General features: G+C 59.3%; 20 protein-coding genes. 12 read left to right on the top strand and 8 right to left on the bottom strand.

The window, feature by feature from the left end; translation table 11 throughout:
* Positions 1 to 42: 42 nt before the first annotated feature.
* The 4 genes from fabZ to lpxB are packed head-to-tail and all read left to right on the top strand — an operon-like array spanning position 43 to position 3,258.
* Positions 43 to 507 carry a 3-hydroxyacyl-ACP dehydratase FabZ gene (gene fabZ / locus FN828_RS05650; RefSeq protein ID WP_142492421.1) on the top strand — a complete coding sequence of 155 codons (465 nt, stop codon included), beginning with the start codon at positions 43 to 45 and terminating at the stop codon, positions 505 to 507.
* 5 nt (positions 508 to 512) lie between these two features.
* Entirely contained in the window at positions 513 to 1,298 is a 786-nt protein-coding gene (gene lpxA, locus FN828_RS05655; RefSeq protein WP_142492422.1) for an acyl-ACP--UDP-N-acetylglucosamine O-acyltransferase, read from the top strand.
* Positions 1,295 to 2,101: an LpxI family protein gene (locus FN828_RS05660; protein ID WP_142492423.1), complete on the top strand. Its 807-nt coding sequence runs from the start codon at positions 1,295 to 1,297 to the stop codon at positions 2,099 to 2,101. Before lpxA ends, FN828_RS05660 begins: the two co-directional genes overlap by 4 nt.
* Entirely contained in the window at positions 2,101 to 3,258 is a 1,158-nt protein-coding gene (lpxB, locus tag FN828_RS05665) for a lipid-A-disaccharide synthase (protein ID WP_142492482.1), read from the top strand. Before FN828_RS05660 ends, lpxB begins: the two co-directional genes overlap by 1 nt.
* Before the next feature lie 6 nt (positions 3,259 to 3,264).
* Here the strand turns inward: lpxB and FN828_RS05670 are convergent, their stop codons facing one another.
* Entirely contained in the window at positions 3,265 to 3,885 is a 621-nt protein-coding gene (locus FN828_RS05670) for a thiamine phosphate synthase (RefSeq protein ID WP_142492424.1), read from the bottom strand.
* A gap of 180 nt (positions 3,886 to 4,065) precedes the next feature.
* On the opposite strand from FN828_RS05670, the gene FN828_RS05675 reads away from it, so the two are divergent.
* The 3 genes from FN828_RS05675 (at position 4,066) to FN828_RS05685 (ending at position 7,516) form a co-directional block, all read left to right on the top strand.
* Positions 4,066 to 4,809: an RNA methyltransferase gene (locus FN828_RS05675; RefSeq protein WP_142492425.1), complete on the top strand. Its 744-nt coding sequence runs from the start codon at positions 4,066 to 4,068 to the stop codon at positions 4,807 to 4,809.
* Positions 4,810 to 4,892: 83 nt separating this feature from the next.
* Positions 4,893 to 6,044 carry a heme A synthase gene (ctaA, locus tag FN828_RS05680; protein ID WP_142492426.1) on the top strand — a complete coding sequence of 384 codons (1,152 nt, stop codon included), beginning with the start codon at positions 4,893 to 4,895 and terminating at the stop codon, positions 6,042 to 6,044.
* Entirely contained in the window at positions 6,041 to 7,516 is a 1,476-nt protein-coding gene (locus FN828_RS05685; RefSeq protein WP_142492427.1) for a carboxypeptidase M32, read from the top strand. The genes ctaA and FN828_RS05685 overlap by 4 nt, the downstream gene beginning before the upstream one ends.
* Positions 7,517 to 7,612: 96 nt before the next feature.
* Here the strand turns inward: FN828_RS05685 and FN828_RS05690 are convergent, their stop codons facing one another.
* The 6 genes from FN828_RS05690 to FN828_RS05715 all read right to left on the bottom strand — a co-directional run bounded on the left by FN828_RS05690 (position 7,613) and on the right by FN828_RS05715 (position 14,358).
* Complete coding sequence (locus FN828_RS05690; protein ID WP_142492428.1) at positions 7,613 to 8,914, bottom strand: branched-chain amino acid ABC transporter permease; 1,302 nt, start codon at positions 8,912 to 8,914, stop codon at positions 7,613 to 7,615.
* Positions 8,911 to 9,921 carry a branched-chain amino acid ABC transporter permease gene (locus FN828_RS05695; RefSeq protein ID WP_142492429.1) on the bottom strand — a complete coding sequence of 337 codons (1,011 nt, stop codon included), beginning with the start codon at positions 9,919 to 9,921 and terminating at the stop codon, positions 8,911 to 8,913. The genes FN828_RS05690 and FN828_RS05695 overlap by 4 nt, the downstream gene beginning before the upstream one ends.
* Positions 9,922 to 9,925: 4 nt before the next feature.
* The gene (locus FN828_RS05700) at positions 9,926 to 10,753 is read right to left on the bottom strand and encodes an ABC transporter ATP-binding protein (RefSeq protein WP_185958941.1); all 828 of its coding nucleotides are present in this window, start codon (positions 10,751 to 10,753) and stop codon (positions 9,926 to 9,928) included.
* Complete coding sequence (locus tag FN828_RS05705) at positions 10,753 to 11,535, bottom strand: ABC transporter ATP-binding protein (protein WP_142492430.1); 783 nt, start codon at positions 11,533 to 11,535, stop codon at positions 10,753 to 10,755. The genes FN828_RS05700 and FN828_RS05705 overlap by 1 nt, the downstream gene beginning before the upstream one ends.
* A gap of 90 nt (positions 11,536 to 11,625) precedes the next feature.
* Positions 11,626 to 12,813, bottom strand: coding sequence for an ABC transporter substrate-binding protein (locus tag FN828_RS05710; RefSeq protein ID WP_142492431.1), 1,188 nt, complete (start codon positions 12,811 to 12,813; stop codon positions 11,626 to 11,628).
* A 540-nt stretch (positions 12,814 to 13,353) separates the two neighbouring features.
* Complete coding sequence (locus FN828_RS05715) at positions 13,354 to 14,358, bottom strand: GlxA family transcriptional regulator (protein WP_142492432.1); 1,005 nt, start codon at positions 14,356 to 14,358, stop codon at positions 13,354 to 13,356.
* A gap of 178 nt (positions 14,359 to 14,536) precedes the next feature.
* Here FN828_RS05715 and FN828_RS05720 point away from each other — a divergent pair, with 178 nt between their 5' ends.
* Positions 14,537 to 15,904 (top strand): class II 3-deoxy-7-phosphoheptulonate synthase, encoded by a 1,368-nt coding sequence (locus tag FN828_RS05720; protein ID WP_142492433.1) that lies wholly within the window; start codon positions 14,537 to 14,539, stop codon positions 15,902 to 15,904.
* Between the two features lie 134 nt (positions 15,905 to 16,038).
* On the opposite strand, the gene FN828_RS05725 is transcribed toward FN828_RS05720, so the two are convergent.
* A complete protein-coding gene (locus FN828_RS05725) occupies positions 16,039 to 16,749 on the bottom strand; it encodes a PAS domain-containing protein (RefSeq protein WP_235891410.1) in 711 nt (236 codons plus the stop codon).
* A 260-nt stretch (positions 16,750 to 17,009) separates the two neighbouring features.
* On the opposite strand from FN828_RS05725, the gene FN828_RS05730 reads away from it, so the two are divergent.
* The 4 genes from FN828_RS05730 to FN828_RS05745 are packed head-to-tail and all read left to right on the top strand — an operon-like array spanning position 17,010 to position 20,151.
* Positions 17,010 to 17,897 (top strand): YicC/YloC family endoribonuclease, encoded by an 888-nt coding sequence (locus FN828_RS05730; protein WP_142492434.1) that lies wholly within the window; start codon positions 17,010 to 17,012, stop codon positions 17,895 to 17,897.
* A 4-nt stretch (positions 17,898 to 17,901) separates the two neighbouring features.
* Positions 17,902 to 18,552, top strand: a complete 651-nt coding sequence (gmk, locus tag FN828_RS05735) for a guanylate kinase (protein ID WP_142492435.1) — start codon at positions 17,902 to 17,904, stop codon at positions 18,550 to 18,552.
* Positions 18,549 to 19,079, top strand: coding sequence for a gamma carbonic anhydrase family protein (locus FN828_RS05740; RefSeq protein ID WP_142492436.1), 531 nt, complete (start codon positions 18,549 to 18,551; stop codon positions 19,077 to 19,079). Before gmk ends, FN828_RS05740 begins: the two co-directional genes overlap by 4 nt.
* 31 nt (positions 19,080 to 19,110) lie before the next feature.
* Complete coding sequence (locus FN828_RS05745; protein ID WP_142492437.1) at positions 19,111 to 20,151, top strand: sensor histidine kinase; 1,041 nt, start codon at positions 19,111 to 19,113, stop codon at positions 20,149 to 20,151.
* The last annotated feature ends 66 nt before the right edge of the window (positions 20,152 to 20,217 follow it).

The raw sequence follows: 20,217 nt of genomic DNA on the forward strand, positions 1-20,217 counted from the left end.
GGTGTTGGTACTGGAAAGCCAAGGAAAAGAAAGGACCACGCCATGTCAGAGCAGCTTTTGAGCGCGGATATCGCCTTGATCCAGCGGATCATTCCACATCGTTACCCGTTCCTGTTGGTGGACAAGGTGGTGGATATTGACGGGATTAAGTCCGGTCGCGGCATCAAAAATGTCACCATGAACGAACCGCATTTTCAGGGGCATTTCCCCGGAAAGCCGATTATGCCCGGCGTGACCATCATCGAGGCAATGGCGCAAACCGCTGCAATCATGGTGGGGACCGCGCTGGATATGGCCGACAAAAACATGCTGGTTTACTTCATGGCCATCGACAAGGCCAAGTTCCGCCGCATGGTCGTGCCCGGTGATGTGCTGGAACTGAACGTCACCACCACGCGCGGCAAACCCGGCGGCAAGGTCTGGAAATTCTCGGGGGTGGCCACGGTCGAAGGCGAAATGGCCGCCGAGGCTGAATTTACCGCCATGATGGATCTGGGGCAGGAGTGACGCGCATGAGCGTTGATATTCACCCGTCTTCGATTGTCGATCCCGGTGCCGTGCTGGGCGAGGGCGTGAAGATCGGCCCGTTTTGTATCGTGGGGCCGAATGTGGTTCTGGGCGATCGGGTTGAGCTGAAAAGCCATGTCGTTATCACTGGCCGAACCGAGGTGGGGGACGACACTGTTATTTTTCCCTTTGCCGTGATCGGGGAAATTCCGCAGGATTTGAAGTTCAACGGCGAAGAAACCCGCCTGAGCATCGGGAAACGTAACCGTATCCGCGAACATGTCACCATGAACACCGGCACCGAAGGCGGCGGCGGATTGACCAAGGTGGGCGATGACGGGCTGTTCATGGCGGGCTGTCACATTGCCCATGACGTGATCCTTGGGGATCGTGTGATCGTGGTGAATAACGCGGCTTTGGCCGGGCATTGTCAGGTTGGGGATGATGTGATCATCGGCGGGCTGTCTGGCGTTCACCAATGGGTACGGATCGGGCAGGGTGCTATCATTGGCGCGGTGACGATGGTCACGGCCGATGTGATCCCTTATGGTCTGGTGCAGGCCCCGCGCGGGGAACTGGATGGGTTGAATCTGGTTGGACTGAAGCGTCGCGGCGTCGCGCGGGCGGATATTTCTGCGCTGCGGGATGCGTTGAAGCGACTGGCCTCGGGCGACGGGGCATTTCAGGATCGCGCCCGCGCTTTGGGGGATGATACCCAAAGCGATTATGTGCGCCAGATTGTCGAGTTTGTGACTGGTTCCAGTGATCGGTCTTTCCTGACACCGAAATGACCGGACGTCTGGCGATATTGGCGGGGGGCGGTGCGCTGCCCGCCGCGTTGGCTGTGGCCGCGCCGGATGCGCTGTGCATCAGCTTTGCGGGTGTTCCACATCAGCTTTGCAATGTAACCCACGAACATCACTTTGAAAAACTGGGTGAGTTGTTTTCTGATCTGAAATCCGAAGGGGTGTCAGACGTTGTATTTGCCGGATCAATGTCGCGGCCCCCGTTGGATCCTGCGGCATTTGATCCGGTTATGATGGCGCTGGCGCCACGCCTGCTGTCTGCGATGCAGGGCGGTGATGACGCGCTGTTGCGTCTGGTGATCCAGATATTCGAGGAACAGGGATTTACCGTCCGCGGCGCCCATGAAATCGCGCCGCAACTGACCGTTGCAGAAGGTGTTTTCGCCGGACCAGCCCCATCTGAAGCGGCGTTGACGGATGCGGACCGGGGGGCGGATATTCTGAATGCGTTGGCTCCTGTGGATGTGGGGCAAGGCTGCGTTGTGGCCGGTGGCCTGTGTCTGGGAATAGAAACCATTCAGGGGACCGATGCCTTGCTGCGGTTCGTGGCGGATACGCCGAAACCGTTGCGGCGTAATGCAAAAGGCGTGTTCGTCAAAGCCCCGAAACGCGGGCAGGATTTGCGCGTGGACATGCCCGCCATTGGGCCGGAAACGGTGCGGAATGCTGCCGCTGCGGGGCTGGAGGGGATCGTGCTACAGGCCGGGGGTGTTTTGATCCTTGATCGTCAAAACACCATAGAAGCCGCTGAAAATGCTGGTGTTTTCATCATGGGGCGTGTGCTGTGATCCGGGTGTTCCTGATTGCGGGTGAAGCATCGGGGGATAAGCTGGGCGCGGCATTGATGGCGGGCCTGAAATCCCTGACCGAGGTCGAATTTTTCGGCGTTGGTGGCCCGTTGATGGAAGCCGAAGGATTGCAAAGCCGCTTTCCGATGGATGAACTGTCTGTTATGGGGATTGCGGAAATTTTACCGAAATACCGCCACCTGATGCGGCGGATAAATGAAACCGCCGAAGCTGTGGTGCAGATCAACCCCGATGTGTTGATCACCATCGACAGTCCTGATTTTTGCCTGCGCGTGGCGCGAAGGGTGAAAGCAAAATCTCAAATCAGAACCGTGCATTACGTCGCGCCTACCGTCTGGGCATGGCGGTCTGGACGGGCGGCGAAAATGGCTAAGGTGATTGATCATGTGCTGGCGCTGTTTCCGTTTGAACCCCCGTATATGGAAGCGGCCGGGATGGAATGCGATTTCGTTGGGCATCCCGTGGTCGCCGAACGCATTGCCACGCAGACAGAGGCGGACGCTTTTCGCGCCCTGCATGGGATCGGGGATAAGCCGCTTTTGATGGTGTTGCCGGGGTCTCGTCAGGGCGAGGTTTCGCGCCTGACCCCCATTTTCGGTCGGGCGGTGCAGGCGGTTCTGACGGCCCGCCCGGATCTGAGATTGGTTATTCCCACCACCGCAAATGTCACCGAACTGGTGCAGGAGCAGGTGAAAGACTGGCCTGTGAAGCCGCTGATCCTTAGCCCAATTAATCAAAACAAAGATGCCTATCTGTCTGAAAAGGCAGCATGTTTCGCGGCTGCCGATGTGGCGCTTGCGGCGTCTGGCACGGTATCTTTGGAATTGGCAGCCAGCGATACGCCGATGGTGATCGCCTATGACATGAGCTGGCTGTCGCGTCAGATCATCAGCCGGATGCTGAAGGTGGATACGGTGACATTGGTCAATCTGGTGTCTGAAACGCGCACCGTGCCGGAATTTATCGGAAAGCACTGTCAGCCGGATGCAATTGCGCAGGCTGTTCTGGCCGTTCTGTCCGATCCCGAACAACAACAGGCTGCGATGCAATTGACAATGGCACGACTGGGCAAGGGCGGCGAGGCCCCCGGATTACGGGCCGCGCGCGCTGTCTTGCGGGGAATGCAGCAGGGCTAAGCCCAATCAGGCAAAGGCGGCTTTCAGGTCTGCCAGTATTTTTTCGGGTGCGTCAGACGCCCAGATTTCCTGACCAATCCCAAAGAAATCGGTGACGGGGGACAATTGCCGGATCAGATCGACCGAAAGCGCTCCTTCGGCGACCACGGGAACCTCGATCATCTGGGACCACCATTCAAACAGGTCGTATTCTGCGACGGTGCCGTCAAACAGCGGGGTTTTCCCAACCGGCCCAAAGGCGACGTAATCGGCCCCGGATTCCGCGGCGCTCATCCCGTCATGGCGGGACGATCCGCAAAACGCGCCGACAATGGCATCGTCGCCCAGTTCCTTGCGGGTTTTGCGTAGGGACCGCGCGCCGTCCGTCAGGTGGACACCATCCAGCCCCAGACGTTCCACCAACAGGATATGGCTGTCGATCACGATTGCCACGTCGCGGGCGTGGCATACCTCGCGCAGGGCATCGCCCGCCCGCAACAAGCGGTCCTCGTCGCGGGTGGACAGCGCCAGCCGGACACAGGCAATTTCATGGCTGTCCAGCACACCGGCCAACCGGGTGGGAAAGTCCGACAATTCAAATTCGGGCGGAGTGATGAGATAAATCTGCGGCTGCTCGATCTCGGACATGGCGGACTCCTGCGGTGATGGTTCGGGGCGATATAGCGCGGAAAATCCGGTTTGGAAATGGGGCGCGGTGCGTCAGTGGCCTGTGTTGCGCCATGAGTATTTATAGCAAGATGAAAGCGGGGGTGGAAATAGGGGCAGGGCTGGCGTATCAGCCTGCGGGGAAAAGTATGGAGACAGCGAATGCCAAGCGGAACCCCTCAGCCTGCTTTTGTTCTGGTGCGCCCGCAAATGGGTGAAAATATCGGCGGGGCAGCGCGTGCGATGTGGAATTTCGGGCTGGACCGGATGCGCGTGGTCAGCCCGCGCGATGGGTGGCCGAACGAAAAAGCCGTGGCAATGGCCAGCGGTGCCGGGCGCTTGCTGGACGAGGCAGTGATTTATGACAGCGTGGCCGAATCCGTAGGCGATTGTTCCTATGTCTTTGCCACAACCGCACGGGCGCGGGGGCTTACAAAGCCGGTGGTCAGCCCGCAACGCGCTATGGAAATCGCCCGCGAAAAAATTGCCGCCGGGGAAAAAGTGGCGGTGATGTTCGGGCCGGAACGCGCGGGGCTGGAAAACGAAGACATCGCGCGGGCAAATGCCATCATTTCGGTGCCCGTGAACCCCGAATTTGCCAGCCTGAATCTGGCGCAATGCGTGCTGTTGACAGCCTATGAATGGCAACGGCAATCGGTGCAGGTGATCCCCGAAGTGGTGGAACTGGCCGGATCGGAATGGGCCAGCGTGATCGAGGTGGAGAAGCTATCCGAACATTACGAAGGCCGATTGGACGAGGCGGGGTTCTTTTTCCCGCCAGAAAAGGCCGAGGGTATGAAAATCGTTCTGCGCAATCTATGGAGCCGAATGCCGTTGACGCGCAGCGATGTGCAGATGCTGCATGGTATCCTGCGGCAAATGGTGCGCTGGAAAGAGCGCGGCTAGGGCCGGGCGGTTCTGGACGGCGGGCGCGCCGCGCCCTAGGTTTGGGCCTTAGGTTTGGCAGGACACGATAAAAGGCAGGGAAGATGAGCGGAAAGCGCAGCATTTTCGAAGAGGTCGGGGCCGCGCCCCAGACCGGGCGTCAGGCACCCGCGGGCGGGGTGATCGACAAGGGCAAGCGCGGTGCGCGTCGCGGTATTCGCGCCTGGCTGATGGTGCTGTTTGCGCTGGTCATGGTGATGATCGCCGTGGGCGGGCTGACCCGGCTGACCGACAGCGGGCTGTCCATCACCGAATGGAAACCTCTGACCGGGGCCATGCCGCCGATGACCGAAGCGGACTGGACTGCCGAGTTCGAGAAATACAAAGCCATCCCCGAGTTTCAGATCCAAAACAAATGGATGGAGCTTTCGGATTTCAAAGCGATCTATTGGTGGGAATGGGGACATCGCCAATTGGGCCGGGTGATCGGGCTGATCTGGGCGGTTGGGTTCCTTGGCTTTCTGGTGGCGCGGGCTATCCCTGTGGGCTGGACCGGGCGGCTGATCTGGATCGGTGCCTTGGGCGGTGCGCAGGGCGCTGTGGGCTGGTGGATGGTCAGCTCCGGGCTGAAGGGAACAATGCTGGATGTTGCCAGCTATCGGCTTGCGACCCATCTGGGGCTGGCCTTTGTTATTCTGGGCTTTATCGCGTGGTATGTATTCCTGCTGGGCCGCGAGGAACGTGACCTGATGCAGGCCCGCCGTGGCCGCGAGGGTAAGCTGTGGGGGCTGTCGACGGGCTGGCTGCATCTGGCATTCGTGCAAATCCTGCTTGGGGCCTTGGTGGCGGGGATTGATGCGGGACGGTCCTATACCGATTGGCCGCTGATGGGCGGGCAGGTGTTTCCGCCTGATCCGTTCATGCTGGAACCTGTCTGGAAGAACTTCTTTGAAAACCCCGGTTTGGTGCAATTCATTCACCGTTGTGTGGGGTATCTGCTGCTGGCTTTTGGGATCATGGTCTTTGTCAAAGGTCGCAAATCCGCCCATGCGGGGACGCGGGCGGCGTTTAACGCGGCGTTTATTGCGCTGTTGGCGCAGGTCTGTCTGGGGATTTACACGGTTCTGACCGCCGCGCCGTGGCAAGTGGCGATCGTGCATCAGGTATTGGCGGTTGTGGTTTGGGTGCTGATCCTGCGGGCGCGGTTCCTGAGCGGCTATCCGGTTGCAACCTCTATTCGTGGAGCAGGGAAATGAGTGCATTTAACGAGTTGATGGGATTTACGCGGCAGACACAGGCCTTGGCGCAGGTGTCCGGGCGGTTGGGCTGGGATCAGGAAACCACCATGCCGCGCGGTGCCGCCGAACAGCGCGCCGAAGAAATGGCCGCGATGGAAACGGTTCTGCACGCCCGCCGGGTGGACCCGCAGGTTGGTGATTGGCTGTCTGCGGTGGATGAAACGGCGCTGGATGCCGTGGGCAAGGCACAGATCCGGCATATCCGCCGGTCCTATGAGCGGACGGCGAAAATCCCGGCAAAGCTGGCCGAGGATCTGGCGCGGCTGACCAGCCGGGCGCAAGGCCAATGGGCCGAGGCGCGGGCGGCTGACGATTTCGCGGCCTTTGTCCCGGTGCTGGAACAGATCGTGACGTTAAAGCGCGAGGAGGCCGCCGCCTTGGCCGATGGCGGCGATCTGTATGACGCGCTGTTGGACGATTACGAGCCCGGTGCAAAAGCCGCGGATCTGGAGGCCATGTTTACCGCCCTACGCCCCGGTCTGGTGGGTTTGCGGGCGGCGGCGCTGTCGCAACCGGCCCCCGAAGGGGTTCAGGGTACGTTTGATGAACCGGCCCAGATGAAACTGACGCGGAAGCTGGCGAAAACCTTTGGCTATGATTTCACGCATGGCCGGGTGGACAAGGCCGTGCATCCGTTTAGTTCCGGGTCCGGTCTGGATGTGCGGATCACCACGCGGACCAATCCGACCGATCCGTTCAATTGCTTTTATTCCACGATCCACGAAGTCGGCCATGCCTGTTACGAGCAGAATATCGACCGCGCGTATTTGCTGACTCCGCTGGGGGGCGGTGTGTCGATGGGCGTGCATGAATCGCAATCGCGGATTTATGAAAACCAGCTTGGGCGCTCGCGGGCGTTTACCGGGTGGCTATATGGCCAGATGCGTGATGCTTTTGGCGAATTCGGGATCGCGGATGAAGATGCGTTTTATCGTGCTGTGAACCGTCTGCAAAACGGGTTCATCCGGACCGAGGCGGACGAGGTGCAATATAACCTGCATGTCATGCTGCGGTTTGATCTGGAACGGGCGCTGATTGCCGGTGATTTGGCGGTGCGTGATCTGGAAACCGCGTGGAACGATCGGTTCGCCGCAGATTTCGGGTTTGCGGTAGACAAAGCCTCGCACGGGTGTTTGCAGGATGTGCATTGGTCCGTGGGGCTGTTTGGCTATTTCCCGACCTATAGTTTGGGGAATGTGTATGCAGGGTGTCTGCATCAGGCATTACGGAACGATGTGCCCGATCTGGATGCGGCCTTGGCGCGGGGCGATACCACCCCGGCAACGGATTGGCTGCGGGATAAGGTGCAGGTGCATGGCGGGCTGTATGAACCGCGCGACGTGATCACGCGGGCCTGCGGCACTGCCCCGTCCGAAGCCCCGTTGCTGTCCTATCTGGATCAGAAATTCCGCGACATCTACGGCCTGTAGGCGTTTCGACGGTGTTTCAAACGAAAGGCGCGGCCCACAGGTGGCTGCGCCTTTTTTGATGTGCTGCTGACCCGACCACTGGGCCGGGTCATGGGGTTATTTTTCGGGGATCAGGCCGCGTGGGCTGAAGCGCAGCACCAGTAGCAATACCAATCCCATCGTCAGCAGGCGCATATGCGCGGCGCTGTCCAGAAGATGCGTTTTCAGCGCCCCGTCTGCCATACCGCTGGTGATCAGTTCCATCAGCCACAGGCCAATCGGTTCTACCTGTACCCACAGGAACCAAATCAGGAAACCACCCAGAACCGCGCCCAGATTGTTGCCGGACCCGCCGACGATCACCATCACCCAGATCAGGAAGGTAAAGCGCAGCGGTTGATAGGTGCCGGGGGTCAATTGCCCGTCCAGCGTGGTCATCATTGCCCCGGCAATCCCGCAAACGGCAGAACCAAGGATGAAGATTTGCAGGTGGCGGCGGGTGACATCCTTGCCCATTGCCTCGGCGGCGGTTTCGTTATCGCGGATCGCCCGCATCATCCGGCCCCAGGGCGAATGCAGCGCCATCTGGGCCATCCACAGGATCACCAGCAGCACCACGGTAAACAGCACCGCATACAGCCCCTTGACCCACAGCGTTGACGCCGTGGTCGGGTCCAGCCCCAGCGATGTGGCTTTTTCCACGAAACTGGCGCTTTCCTGCAAATCAATCTCATAGGGAACCGGGCGGGGCAGGCCGATCACGTTTTTCACGCCACGGGCCAGCCAATCCTCGTTCTTCATGATGGCGATGATGATTTCAGCAATGCCCAGCGTGGCAATCGCCAGATAATCGCTGCGCAGGCCAAGGGCGGTTTTGCCGATGATCCACGCGGCCCCGGCAGCCAGAACACCGCCAACCGGCCACGCCAGCAACACAGGCAGGCCCAGACCACCCAGATTGCCCTGTGCGGCGGGGTTTATGGCTTCGACCGCTTCGACCGACGGATCAAACACCCAGCGGTAGGCCAGAAAGCCCACGATCAGGATTGCCAGAAGCGCCAATGTGCGTACCGCGCCTTTGGGTAGTTTTCTGTAAGCTGCGCTGGCCAGCACAATGGTGCCAGCCCCCATCAGCAGGGCAATCAGGATGCCGGGGCCGCCTGCTTTCCATGCCTCGGGGACGGGATCGGTGGCGACAAGAACCGTGGCCAGCCCGCCCAGTGCGACGAACCCCATGACGCCGACGTTAAACAACCCGGCAAAGCCCCATTGCAGGTTCACCCCCAGCGCCATGATGGCGCTGATCAGTCCCATGTTCAGAATCTGCAAGGCCGAGTTCCAGCTTTGCATAAGTCCGGTCAGCACGATCAGCGCCCCGACAAGGGCAAACAGACCGATTTTTCTGGTTGTATCGCTCATACCGATTTCCCCTTGAACAGACCCGTGGGCTTAAACAGCAGCACCACCAGCAGGATCGCAAAGCTGACCGCGAATTTATAATCAGTGGACATCAGTTGCACCAACCCATCCGGTTCCAGACTTTCCGGCATCAGATAGCCCAGCACCTTTTTCCACGCATAGGTCACTGTCACTTCGGAAAAGGCGATGACAAAACCGCCAGCAATGGCCCCCAGCGGGTTGCCCAAACCGCCCACGATGGCCGAGGCAAAGATCGGCAGCAACAGCAGGAAATAGGTGAAGGGCTTATAGCTTTTATCCAGCCCGTACAGCGTACCGGCCACGGTGGCCAGCGCGGCTACGATCACCCATGTGATGACCACCACCCGTTCAGGATCAATGCCCGACAACAGCGCCAGATCCTCGTTATCCGAATAAGCTCGCATAGATTTGCCGGTGCGGGTGCGGTTCAGGAACCAAAACAGCAGCGCAACAACGATCACGGCGGTGATTACGGTGATGCCTTGCGTGGTTTTGATGGCCAGACCTTCGTTAAGCCCGGTCAGTTTCTTGAATTCGCGCGCGCCGATGATAAACCGTTCCCCATCCGCGAAATTCTGTTCATTGGTCCCCAAAATGATGCGCACCAGCGCGTTCATGATGAACATCACGCCCATAGACACGATCACCAGAATGACTGGCTTGGCCTTTTGGGCGCGATAGAACCGATAGACCGTGCGATCCGTCAGCAGCACAAGCGCCGCACAGCCCGCAATCCCAAAGGGCAGGGCCAGCAGCGCGGTGGGCAACGGACCCAGCGAGATACCCCAGCTTTGAAACAGCCATGTCACCAGCACCACAACCATGGTGCCAAAGGCCATCGTGTCCCCATGCGCAAAGTTTGAAAAGCGCAGGATACCATAGATCAGCGTGACCCCCAGCGCCCCAAGCGCCAATTGGCTGCCATAGGCGATGGCCGGGACCAGCACGAAATTCGAAAGCGCCACAAAGGCGTTGAGCAAATCCATATCCTCAGCCCCCCAAGAACGATTGGCGGACTTCGGGATCGGCCAGAAGATCCTTGCCGGTGCCGGTATGGGCATTCGCCCCTTGCACCAGAACATACCCCTTGTCCGCGATTTCCAGCGCTTGCCGGGCGTTTTGTTCCACCATCAGGATGGAAATGCCGGTCCGCGCCACTTCGATGATGCGATCAAACAGCTCATCCATGACGATCGGGGACACGCCTGCCGTGGGTTCATCCAGCAGCAGCACCTTGGGCTGGGTCATCAGGGCGCGGCCCACGGCCACCTGTTGACGCTGCCCGCCGGACAATTCGCCCGCCGCCTGCCGCCGCTTTTCCTTGAGGATCGGGAACAGGTCATACACCTGTGCCATCGTATCGCGGTAATCGTCGCGCCGGATAAAGGCACCCATTTCCAGATTTTCCTCGACCGTCATCGAGGTGAAGATATTGCTGGTCTGCGGCACGAAGCCCATGCCCTTGACCACGCGATCCTGTGGCGACAGGTCGGTGATGTCTTCGCCGTCCAGCCGCACCGCGCCCTGACGCAGGTTCAGCATCCCAAAGGTGGCCTTCATCGCGGTGGATTTGCCAGCGCCGTTGGGACCGACGATCACCGCGATTTCGCCCTTGTTCACGGCGATGGTGCAATTGTGCAGAATATCGGGGCCGGTTTTGCCATAGCCGCCGGTCATGCTGTCCCCGATCAGGAAAGCGTCGCCCGTGTGCATCTTCGCAGCCGATCCGGGAGCAGAATCCATATGCCCGCCGCCGCTGCGATTGGTGATCGAGGCATCGTGATTGCCGTGATCGTCCTGATAGGGATTACCGCTCATCACGCACCCACCTTATCTTTGTTTTTCAGTCCGGTGCCCAAATAGGCCTCGATCACTTGTTCGTTGGCCTTGATTTCCGCCAGTGTGCCCTCGGCCAGAACCTTGCCTTCGGCCATGCAGATCACCGGATCACAAATCTTGTCGATGAAATCCATGTCATGTTCGATCACCACAAAGGTATAGCCGCGTTCGGTGTTCAACTGTTTGATCGCGTCGGCGATGGTGTACAGCAGCGTGCGGTTCACACCTGCACCCACCTCGTCCAGAAACACGATCTTGGCATCCACCATCATGGTGCGGCCCAGTTCCAGCAGTTTTTTCTGCCCGCCCGATACCTCGCCCGCCTTCAGATCGGCGATATGTTCGATGGTCAGGAATTCCAGAACCTCGTCCGCCTTGGCGCGCAGGGCGCGTTCTTCGTCCGCGATGCGTTTGCGCCCGAACCAAGTGTTCCACAGGGTTTCCCCCGATTGCCCGCCCGGCACCATCATCAGGTTTTCGCGGCAGGTCATGGAACTGAATTCATGCGCAATCTGGAAGGTGCGCAGCAGCCCCTTGTGAAACAACTCATGCGGCGGCAGGCCGGTAATGTCTTCGCCCTGCATGGTGATGCGGCCCGATGTGGGCGGCAAAACCCCGGCAATTACGTTGAACAGGGTGGTTTTCCCGGCGCCGTTTGGCCCGATCAACCCGGTGATTGATCCCTGTTGAATGGTCAGCGAGGCGCCATCTACGGCATGGAACCCGCCAAAGTGCTTATGAACGTCCTCGACGACAATCATAGGCATCCCCCGTCTATATGCGCATTTTCGCGCTGTCTTATGGAAACAGCCCGGCACATGGCCGGGCTGTTCAGTGGCGTCAAGCCTGACTTAGCGGTATTTCACCGTGGTGATCTTACCGTCTTTCAGTTCGATTTCGCGATAACCACCAGCCGCTTCGCCGCCGCCGATCATTTCCACTGCGGTTGCGCCGACATAGTCAACGTCACCGCCAGCGGCCAGAATTTCCAGCGCCTTGCCCAGTTGGCCGGGATAGATTTTTTCACCGGGTGCGTTGGCCACATCCATGATTTTGCCTTTGTAGTCGCCCGGTTCCATCGAACCAGCCGCCTGCATGGCCAACAGGATCAGGGCCGCAGCGTCATAGGATTCACCGACATAGGGGCCGTCACCGTTTTCGATGCCTGCCGCTTTGACGATGTCCGCCATCATGGCCGCGCCTTCGCTTTCGGTGCCGGGAACGGTGCCGATCGAGCCATCAATATCCGCGCCGAAATTGGTTTCCAGCGCCGAACCGATCATGCCGTCGGGCATGACGAACATGTCAAATGCGCCGGTATCCAGCGAAGCGCGGATGATGCCTGCGCCGCCCTGATCGACGTAACCGGCCACAACCAGCGCATCGCCACCAGCCGAGGCCAGTGCGCCCACTTCGGCGGAATAGTCGGCTTTGCCATCTTCATGTGCGGCGGTGGTGGTGACTTTGCCGCCTGCGGCTTCGTAAGCAGCGGCAAAGCTGTCGGCCAGACCCTTGCCATAGTCGTTGTTGGTATAGGTCAGCGCAACCGATTTGATCCCGCGTTCAATCAGAACCTCGGTCAGAACCTGACCCTGACGCGCATCCGACGGGGCGGTGCGGAAAAACAGGCCGTTATCTTCGACGCTGGACAGCGCCGGAGAGGTCGCAGAGGGCGAAATCATCACCATGCCATTCGGCACGGCCACATTGGCCAGAACCGCGCCGGTCACGCCCGAACAATCCGCGCCCATGATGCCTTTGACACCTTCCGAGGTAATCAGACGTTCGGCAGCAGCAGCGGCAGCGCCGGAGTCAACGCAGGTCGAATCCGCGCGCACGGGGGTTACGGTTGCACCACCCAGCAGTTTACCGCTGGCGGATACTTCCGCCATGGCCAGTTCGCCACCTGCGGCCATGGCCGGGGTCAGCGATTCGATTGGGCCGGTGAAGCCCAGAATCACGCCCAGTTTAACTTCGTTGGCCAAAGCCGGGCCTGCCATCAGGGCCGTCGCAACCGAGGCCATCAGAAACTTTTTCATAACTATCTCCCAAGTGTTGGAACAAAGGTCCGGTCTGAACCCTATCCGCGGCTTTTCAAAAAGAAAAGTGCCTTCGAGCGCTGTCAGGGGCGCGGGGGGATGTCCGGGACATTCGATATTTTCAGACTGCGGTCTAATCGGGAAAAGCGCAAGAAAAACCAAGAAAGAAGCCATATTTTCAAGGGGAAAATGCTTGCCGCATAAAGGTGAGGAGGGCGTAATGCTGTGGTTTGGATGGGGCCGCCAAAGCCATTGCCGATTTTGGCGCCCAAAGCTGACGTAAGGGCAGAGCGGGCCTGCGACCGTCTGGCTGTCAAGGTTTTCCGGGGGCGATTCTGCTTGTCGACGGCCGGATCAGCGCGGGGCAAAGCGGGTTGTGCCGCCTTGGCCTTTGGCTGTGCCTTGGAGGGCGTCATGCGTATTTTTGGCAAGATGAAACGCAAGGCCGCTTTCCGTTTCGGTGCATGAACCTTCGCTGTTGGTAAGGCTAATGCATTTGGGGCGGGGCAGAAGACTACGCCCGCCGCCTGTGTGTGGCGTTCAGCTTTCTGGCTTGGCACCGTGGCTGCCGCGTTCACGATAAGGGGTCGTGCTGTAATGTGCGCGATAGCATTTTGAAAAATGCGACGGGCTGGCAAAACCGCAGGCCAGTGCCACATTGATGACGCTCATATCCGTTTGCATCAACAGGTTGCGCGCCTTTTGCAGCCGCAGTTCCATATAATAGCGTTTGGGAGAGCGGTTCAGGTAGCGCCGGAACAGACGTTCCAACTGACGGGTGGACATGCCCACCTCTTGCGCCAGCGTGGCGGGGCTGATCGGTTCTTCGATATAGGCTTCCATTTTCTGAATGACCTGACCCAGTTTGGGGTGCCGTACCCCGATCCGGGTGGGGACGCTCAGGCGCTGGGTGTCCTGATCGGTGCGGATCGAACTGTAAATCTGCTGATCCGCGACCGCATTGGCCAATTCCGGGCCATAATCATCCGCGATGAAATTCAGCATCAGGTCAATCGACGACGTACCGCCCGCTGTGCTGAAACGGTTCCCATCCACCACGAAAACCGATTTCGTCAGGTCCACCTCGTCGAATTCTTCGGCAAAGCTATCCTGATTTTCCCAGTGGATCGTGGCGCGTTTGCCATCCAACAACCCGGCCTTGGCCAGCGTATAGGTGGCGGTACACAGGCCGCCCATCATCAGCCCTTTGCGGGCTTCGCGGCGCATCCATGAAATCAACCGTTTGGTGGTGGCTTTCTGAACATGGATGCCGCCGCAGATCAGCACGGTATCATCGCGCAGAAGATCCACCAGATCGTCATCCAGTTTGAATTCGGTTCCGGCGGAACATTGGATCATGTCACCGCCTTCGCCGATCAGTTTCCATGTGTACAGTTCCCGCCCGGCCATGCGGTTGGCAATGCGCAGGCTGTCCAACGCCGAGGCAAAGCTGAGCAGGGTAAATTGCGGCAACAAAACAAAGACGAACCGGCGCGGTTTACCCGGTTGCGGTGTCACATCCACGATTTGGCGGTTGTCTTCCATGACGAGGGGTCTTTCTGCAAACTGGCGGATACTTGATCAGGTTTGCGCGTCCCCTTCAAGAGCCGCTGAACGCGACGGACCAATGTCGTAAAAAGAAGTCCGTTTTTGCGTATGGCCTAGCCCTTTGTGATTCTGTATAGATAGCCACCTGAAACACAAGACCAACCGGAGTGGAACGATGAGTGAGTGGCAAAAAACCGATTGGCGCGCCAAGCCCAGGGTTCAGATGCCCGACTATACGGATGCGGCAGCCCTGAACACTGTTGAGGCGCAGCTTTCCAAATATCCGCCTCTGGTCTTTGCCGGGGAAGCACGCAAGCTGAAAAAAGCGCTTGGGGCCGCGTCGCGGGGCGAGGCGTTCTTGTTGCAGGGCGGCGATTGCGCCGAAAGCTTCGACCAGTTCAGCGCCAACGCGATCCGCGACACCTTCAAGGTGATGCTGCAAATGGCGATGGTGCTGACCTTTGGCGCCAAGGTGCCGGTGGTCAAGGTGGGCCGGATGGCAGGCCAGTTCGCTAAGCCGCGTTCAGCCCCAATGGAAACGGTGGATGGGCTGGAACTGCCCAGCTATCGCGGTGACATCATCAACGAGCTGGATTTCAATGCCAAGGCGCGTATTCCCGATCCGGCCAAGATGTTGCAGGCCTATACCCAATCAGCGGCGACGCTGAACCTGCTGCGGGCGTTTTCGACCGGCGGCTATGCGGACGTGCATCAGGTTCACCAATGGACGCTGGGATTCACCGAAAGCGAAAAAGCTACCAAGTATCGCGAAATGGCGAACCGGATTTCCGATACGCTGGATTTCATGAAGGCCGCAGGCGTTGACAGCGCGTCGAACCATTCGCTGCAAACCGTGGATTTCTATACCAGCCACGAGGCGTTGCTGCTGGAATACGAAGAGGCGCTGACGCGTCTGGATTCCACCAGTGGAAAATGGCTGGCCGGGTCCGGGCATATGCTGTGGATCGGCGACCGTACCCGTCAGCCTGACGGGGCGCATGTGGAATTCCTGCGTGGGGTGCTGAACCCGATTGGTCTGAAATGTGGGCCGACCACAACCGCCGAAGATCTGAAGGTGCTGCTGAACAAGCTGAACCCAACGAACGAGGCCGGTCGCCTGACCCTGATCGCGCGGTTTGGCGCGGGCAAGGTGGGGGAACACCTGCCGCGCCTGATCAAGGCGGTTCAGGAAGAAGGCGCGAATGTGGTCTGGTCTTGTGATCCGATGCACGGCAACACGATCAAATCGGCTACGGGCTATAAAACCCGCCCGTTTGAATCCGTGCTGCGCGAGGTGCAGGAATTCTTTGCGATCCACCGCGCCGAAGGCACGATCCCCGGCGGTGTGCATTTTGAAATGACCGGGCAGGACGTGACCGAATGCACCGGCGGCGTCCGTGCCGTGACCGAAGAAAACCTGTCGGATCGGTATCATACCGCTTGCGATCCGCGTCTGAATGCCTCGCAATCGCTGGAACTGGCGTTTCTGGTGGCCGAAGAATTGTCGGCGATGCGGCAGGAAAAGCAGGCCGAAGCCGTCTGATCCTGCAACCGTGCCGAATATAGAAAACGCGCCCCATCCGGGCGCGTTTTTTGTTTGTGCTTCACCTTGGACCGGGACGCGGGGCGCAAGGTTCGGCATTGAGTATTTTTGGCAAGATGAAACGCAAGGGGCGCTCACCCTTCGGGCTGAACCAAGCGCAGATACGGGTGCCGGGCCGTGCGGTTCGGGTGGCGCTGGTCCGGTTGGTCAAAGGGCTGCGGCGGTTCCGCCATGCTGTATATCTGGTTGGGCGTTGCACGGGGAAGCGGCACCGCACCGGAGAGCGGGTGCAGATTTTGGGCCGCCATGACAAAGCGGCGCGGGGCGCGACCGATGCAGCCTTGGGTACACAGACACCCAAGCGCCTGCGTGATCCGATTGTCACGGTCGGTCAGCGGCAGGATGATCAACCGCGCCTGACATTTAGGTTTGCCAAGCGCCCGTTCTGCGGACAGGTCCATGATCAGCCGCGCCGGGGCGCTGAACACCTGTTCCAGATAGTCGGCAAAGCGGCCACGGTTTTGTGGGGCGATCAGGGCCGACAAGGGCATTCCGCGCACATCCATGCCCATCAGGTCGTTCAGATGCGATCCGGCCAGCCGCAGCCGCGCGATACCCGGCGCAATCCGTTCCACAAGAAAGGCATGGGATAGCGCGCCTTCGATTCCGCGCGGGTCGATTTCCAGCCGCTCCGGCACCTGACGCGAGCCTTTTAGCGCGGTCCAATAGGCCTCGACCTCGGATATTTGCGGGAAACCGCCCTGCATCAGATGCGCCCCGATCCCGATCACATTTCCACCAAAAGGGCCGCGCCCCCGGTGGGTTTTATTTCCACCAAATACCATGACAAACCACCCCAGGTTTTTCGTGTCCCCCCGCTTTGACCTGAAACCATTCGTTTACATAGGTTTCACATTCAAAGCTTACCCAAGTGTTAACTTAACCGGATTGATAAAAATTGCAGTCGAAATCGAGGCAAATGGTTAACCCCTTGGGGGATAGCAAGGGGCGGGGCGTGGTGCTTCGGCTTGCCCCCGGTGGTCAAAATGGCATAGGGCATAGCGCAGCCTGTTCCATAAGGGGCCGCCAGAAGAAGGAGACTGCCTTGATCAGATCAATGACCGGATTTGCCTCGGGCACCGGAGAGCGCGCGCCCTTTTCATGGGCGTGGGAATTGCGGTCGGTGAATGCCAAGGGGCTGGATTTGCGCCTGCGGGTGCCGGACTGGATCGAAGGGCTGGAAACGGCCCTGCGCGGGGTTCTGGGTAAATCACTGGGGCGGGGCAGTGTCACGCTGTCGCTTCGATTGTCGCGTGATGACACCGCCGGAACGCTGACCCTGAACGAATCCGCGCTGGAGGCAGCGCTGGAGGCCATGAAGCAGATAGAAGACCGCGCCATCGCTGCGGGGCTGTCGCTGACACCTGCCAATGCGGCCGATTTGTTGGGGTTGCGCGGCGTTGTGGAAACCCGCAGCGCCGACGATGACACAACCGCGCTGCAAAAGACGCTGGTGGCCGATTTTCAAACCGTTCTGGCAAAGTTTCTGGATATGCGGGCGTCCGAAGGGCGGGCGTTGCAGGATATTCTGACCCGTCAGACCGATCAGATTGCCGCATTGGTTCAGGCCGCCCATACTGCGGTAGTGACCCGCAAGGACGATATGGATCGCAGCCTGCGGGCCGCGTTGGAACGGGTGCTGACCCATACAGATGCGGATGAACAGCGGATCGCACAGGAATTGGCGATGATCGCCGTGAAATCCGATGTGACCGAGGAACTGGACCGTCTGACCGCCCATATTGATGCCGCCCGCGAATTGCTGGCGCAAACCGGGCCGGTGGGCCGTAAGCTGGATTTCCTGATGCAGGAGTTCAACCGCGAAGCTAATACGCTGTGTTCCAAATCCCAAAATACCGACCTGACCCGCGTGGGGCTGGAATTGAAAACCGTCATCGACCAGATGCGCGAACAGGTCCAGAATGTTGAATAACCCAATGACACAGCCAATTCCCCGCCGCGGTCTTTTGATCATTCTGTCCTCGCCCTCGGGGGCTGGGAAATCCACGCTGACGGGCCGCCTGCGCGACTGGGATCCTGAAATCAGTTTCTCGGTATCCGCGACCACCCGCGACCCGCGCCCCGGCGAGGTGAACGGGCAGCATTACCATTTCATGACGCAGGACGATTTCCGCGCTGCCGTGGATCAGGACGACATGCTGGAACATGCACGGGTGTTCGGGAATTACTATGGTTCGCCCAAGGGGCCGATCCAGCAGGCGATAGAAAGCGGGCGTGATGTGCTGTTCGATATTGACTGGCAGGGGGCGCAGCAAATCCGCAATTCGTCGCTTGGGGCGCATACGCTTTCGATCTTTATCCTGCCGCCGTCGATCACTGAATTGCACCGGCGTCTGGTGTCGCGCGGGCAGGACAGCGCCGAGGTGATTGCCGGGCGCATGGCCAAAAGCTGGGACGAGATCAGCCATTGGGGCAGCTACGATTATGTGCTGATCAATGACGATCTGGACAAGACCGCCGCAGAATTGAAAACTATCGTCAGCGCCACACGTCTGCGCCGGGTGCAACAGCCCGCGCTGGTGGATCATGTGCGCAAATTGCAAACCGAATTCGAGGACTTGAAATGACCCTGTACGCTTTGGATGGTAAATCCCCGCAAACCCCGGAAAACGGTGATTTCTGGGTGGCGCCCGATGCCAATGTGATTGGCGATGTGGTGCTGGGCGAAGGGGCGTCGGTCTGGTTTGGCGCCACGTTGCGCGGCGATAACGAGGTGATCGCAATCGGGACCGGATCGAATGTGCAGGAAAACACCGTGATGCACACCGATATGGGCTATCCGTTGACGATTGGTGTGAACTGCACCATCGGCCACAAGGCCATGCTGCATGGCTGCACCATCGGCGATAACACTCTGATTGGCATGGGGGCGACTATTCTGAACGGCGCCAAGATCGGTAAAAACTGCCTGATCGGTGCAAATGCCCTGATCACCGAGGGCAAGGAAATCCCCGATGGCAGTCTGGTCATGGGCAGCCCCGGCAAGGTGGTGCGTGAACTGGACGCCGACGCAATCCAGCGCCTGACGATGAGCGCCCTGCATTATCAGGAAAACGCGCGTCGGTTCCGGGCCGGATTGACCCCGGTCGCGTAATTCTATCGAACGGGCAGGGGCCGCGCGGGATATGACGGAAACGCTGATTTCGGATACGGTTGCCGCGATCCCTATGCCTGCGTTGCTGGTGGGCACAGGGGAACGGGTGCTGGGCGGAAACCAGTTGGCGGCGAAGCTGCTGGCGACCGATCAACTGACCGGGCGGCATTTGCTGACGGTGCTGCGCCAGCCTTCGGTTCTGGATGCGATTGATGCCTGCCGCCAGTCCGGGCAACCGCGCGACACCCGGTATCTGACGACCGTGGGCCGCAATGATATGACCTATAAGGTGCATTGCGGGTTTATCCGGCACGGCGATCAATCGGGTGTTTTGGTGACATTCGAGGATGTCACCCATCTGGAAACCGCCGAACAGATGCGCCGTGATTTCGTGGCCAATGTCAGCCACGAATTGCGCACACCATTGACGGCGTTGCTGGGGTTTATTGAAACCTTGCAAGGCCCAGCCAAGGATGATGCCAAGGCACGGGAACGGTTCTTGGGCATCATGGCGAACGAAGCCGGGCGCATGGGGCGGCTGGTCAAGGATTTGCTGTCCTTGTCACAGGTGGAATCGCAGGAACGTATCCGCCCGGATTCTGCGGTAAATCTGAATGAACTGGTAGGGTCCGTGATCCGCAACCTGTCGCATCTGTCGGAAAAATCGCAGGTCACGGTGATCGCAGATTTACCGGATCAGCCGGTCGTGGTGCCTGCGGATGGGGATCAGATACGGCAAGTGCTGACCAATCTGGCAGAAAACGCCATCAAATACGGCGGCGATGGCGGGACGGTCACGCTGTCGTTGTCGGTGATGGAACGTGATCCGGCGCTGCGTGGTCCGGCGGCGCGTCTGTCGGTGCAGGATACCGGGCCGGGGATTGATCTGATTCACATCCCGCGCCTGACGGAACGGTTTTACCGGGTGGACAGCCATCGCTCGCGCGAAATGGGCGGCACCGGGTTGGGATTGGCGATTGTAAAACACATCGTCAACCGGCATCGGGGGCGGCTGAAGATCGACAGCGAACCGGGGCAGGGAAGCTGCTTTACGGTTATTTTGCCGCTGTAATTGCGCTGATTCTGCGATGCTTTATGACATCTCCGATGTCGGGGTATTGTCGTCAATTCGGGGATA

The sequence above is a fragment of the Thalassovita litoralis genome, assembly GCF_900182725.1.
Classification (GTDB): Bacteria; Pseudomonadota; Alphaproteobacteria; order Rhodobacterales; family Rhodobacteraceae; genus Thalassobius; species Thalassobius litoralis.

Coding starts and splice junctions, on each gene's coding strand:
- fabZ (WP_142492421.1), top strand. CDS start 43: ATGTCAGAGCAGCTTTTGAGCGCGGATATCGCCTTGATCCAGCGGATC.
- lpxA (WP_142492422.1), top strand. CDS start 513: ATGAGCGTTGATATTCACCCGTCTTCGATTGTCGATCCCGGTGCCGTG.
- FN828_RS05660 (WP_142492423.1), top strand. CDS start 1,295: ATGACCGGACGTCTGGCGATATTGGCGGGGGGCGGTGCGCTGCCCGCC.
- FN828_RS05670 (WP_142492424.1), bottom strand. CDS start 3,885: ATGTCCGAGATCGAGCAGCCGCAGATTTATCTCATCACTCCGCCCGAA.
- FN828_RS05675 (WP_142492425.1), top strand. CDS start 4,066: ATGCCAAGCGGAACCCCTCAGCCTGCTTTTGTTCTGGTGCGCCCGCAA.
- ctaA (WP_142492426.1), top strand. CDS start 4,893: ATGAGCGGAAAGCGCAGCATTTTCGAAGAGGTCGGGGCCGCGCCCCAG.
- FN828_RS05685 (WP_142492427.1), top strand. CDS start 6,041: ATGAGTGCATTTAACGAGTTGATGGGATTTACGCGGCAGACACAGGCC.
- FN828_RS05690 (WP_142492428.1), bottom strand. CDS start 8,914: ATGAGCGATACAACCAGAAAAATCGGTCTGTTTGCCCTTGTCGGGGCG.
- FN828_RS05695 (WP_142492429.1), bottom strand. CDS start 9,921: ATGGATTTGCTCAACGCCTTTGTGGCGCTTTCGAATTTCGTGCTGGTC.
- FN828_RS05700 (WP_185958941.1), bottom strand. CDS start 10,753: ATGAGCGGTAATCCCTATCAGGACGATCACGGCAATCACGATGCCTCG.
- FN828_RS05705 (WP_142492430.1), bottom strand. CDS start 11,535: ATGATTGTCGTCGAGGACGTTCATAAGCACTTTGGCGGGTTCCATGCC.
- FN828_RS05710 (WP_142492431.1), bottom strand. CDS start 12,813: ATGAAAAAGTTTCTGATGGCCTCGGTTGCGACGGCCCTGATGGCAGGC.
- FN828_RS05715 (WP_142492432.1), bottom strand. CDS start 14,358: ATGGAAGACAACCGCCAAATCGTGGATGTGACACCGCAACCGGGTAAA.
- FN828_RS05720 (WP_142492433.1), top strand. CDS start 14,537: ATGAGTGAGTGGCAAAAAACCGATTGGCGCGCCAAGCCCAGGGTTCAG.
- FN828_RS05725 (WP_235891410.1), bottom strand. CDS start 16,749: ATGGTATTTGGTGGAAATAAAACCCACCGGGGGCGCGGCCCTTTTGGT.
- gmk (WP_142492435.1), top strand. CDS start 17,902: ATGACACAGCCAATTCCCCGCCGCGGTCTTTTGATCATTCTGTCCTCG.
- FN828_RS05740 (WP_142492436.1), top strand. CDS start 18,549: ATGACCCTGTACGCTTTGGATGGTAAATCCCCGCAAACCCCGGAAAAC.
- FN828_RS05745 (WP_142492437.1), top strand. CDS start 19,111: ATGACGGAAACGCTGATTTCGGATACGGTTGCCGCGATCCCTATGCCT.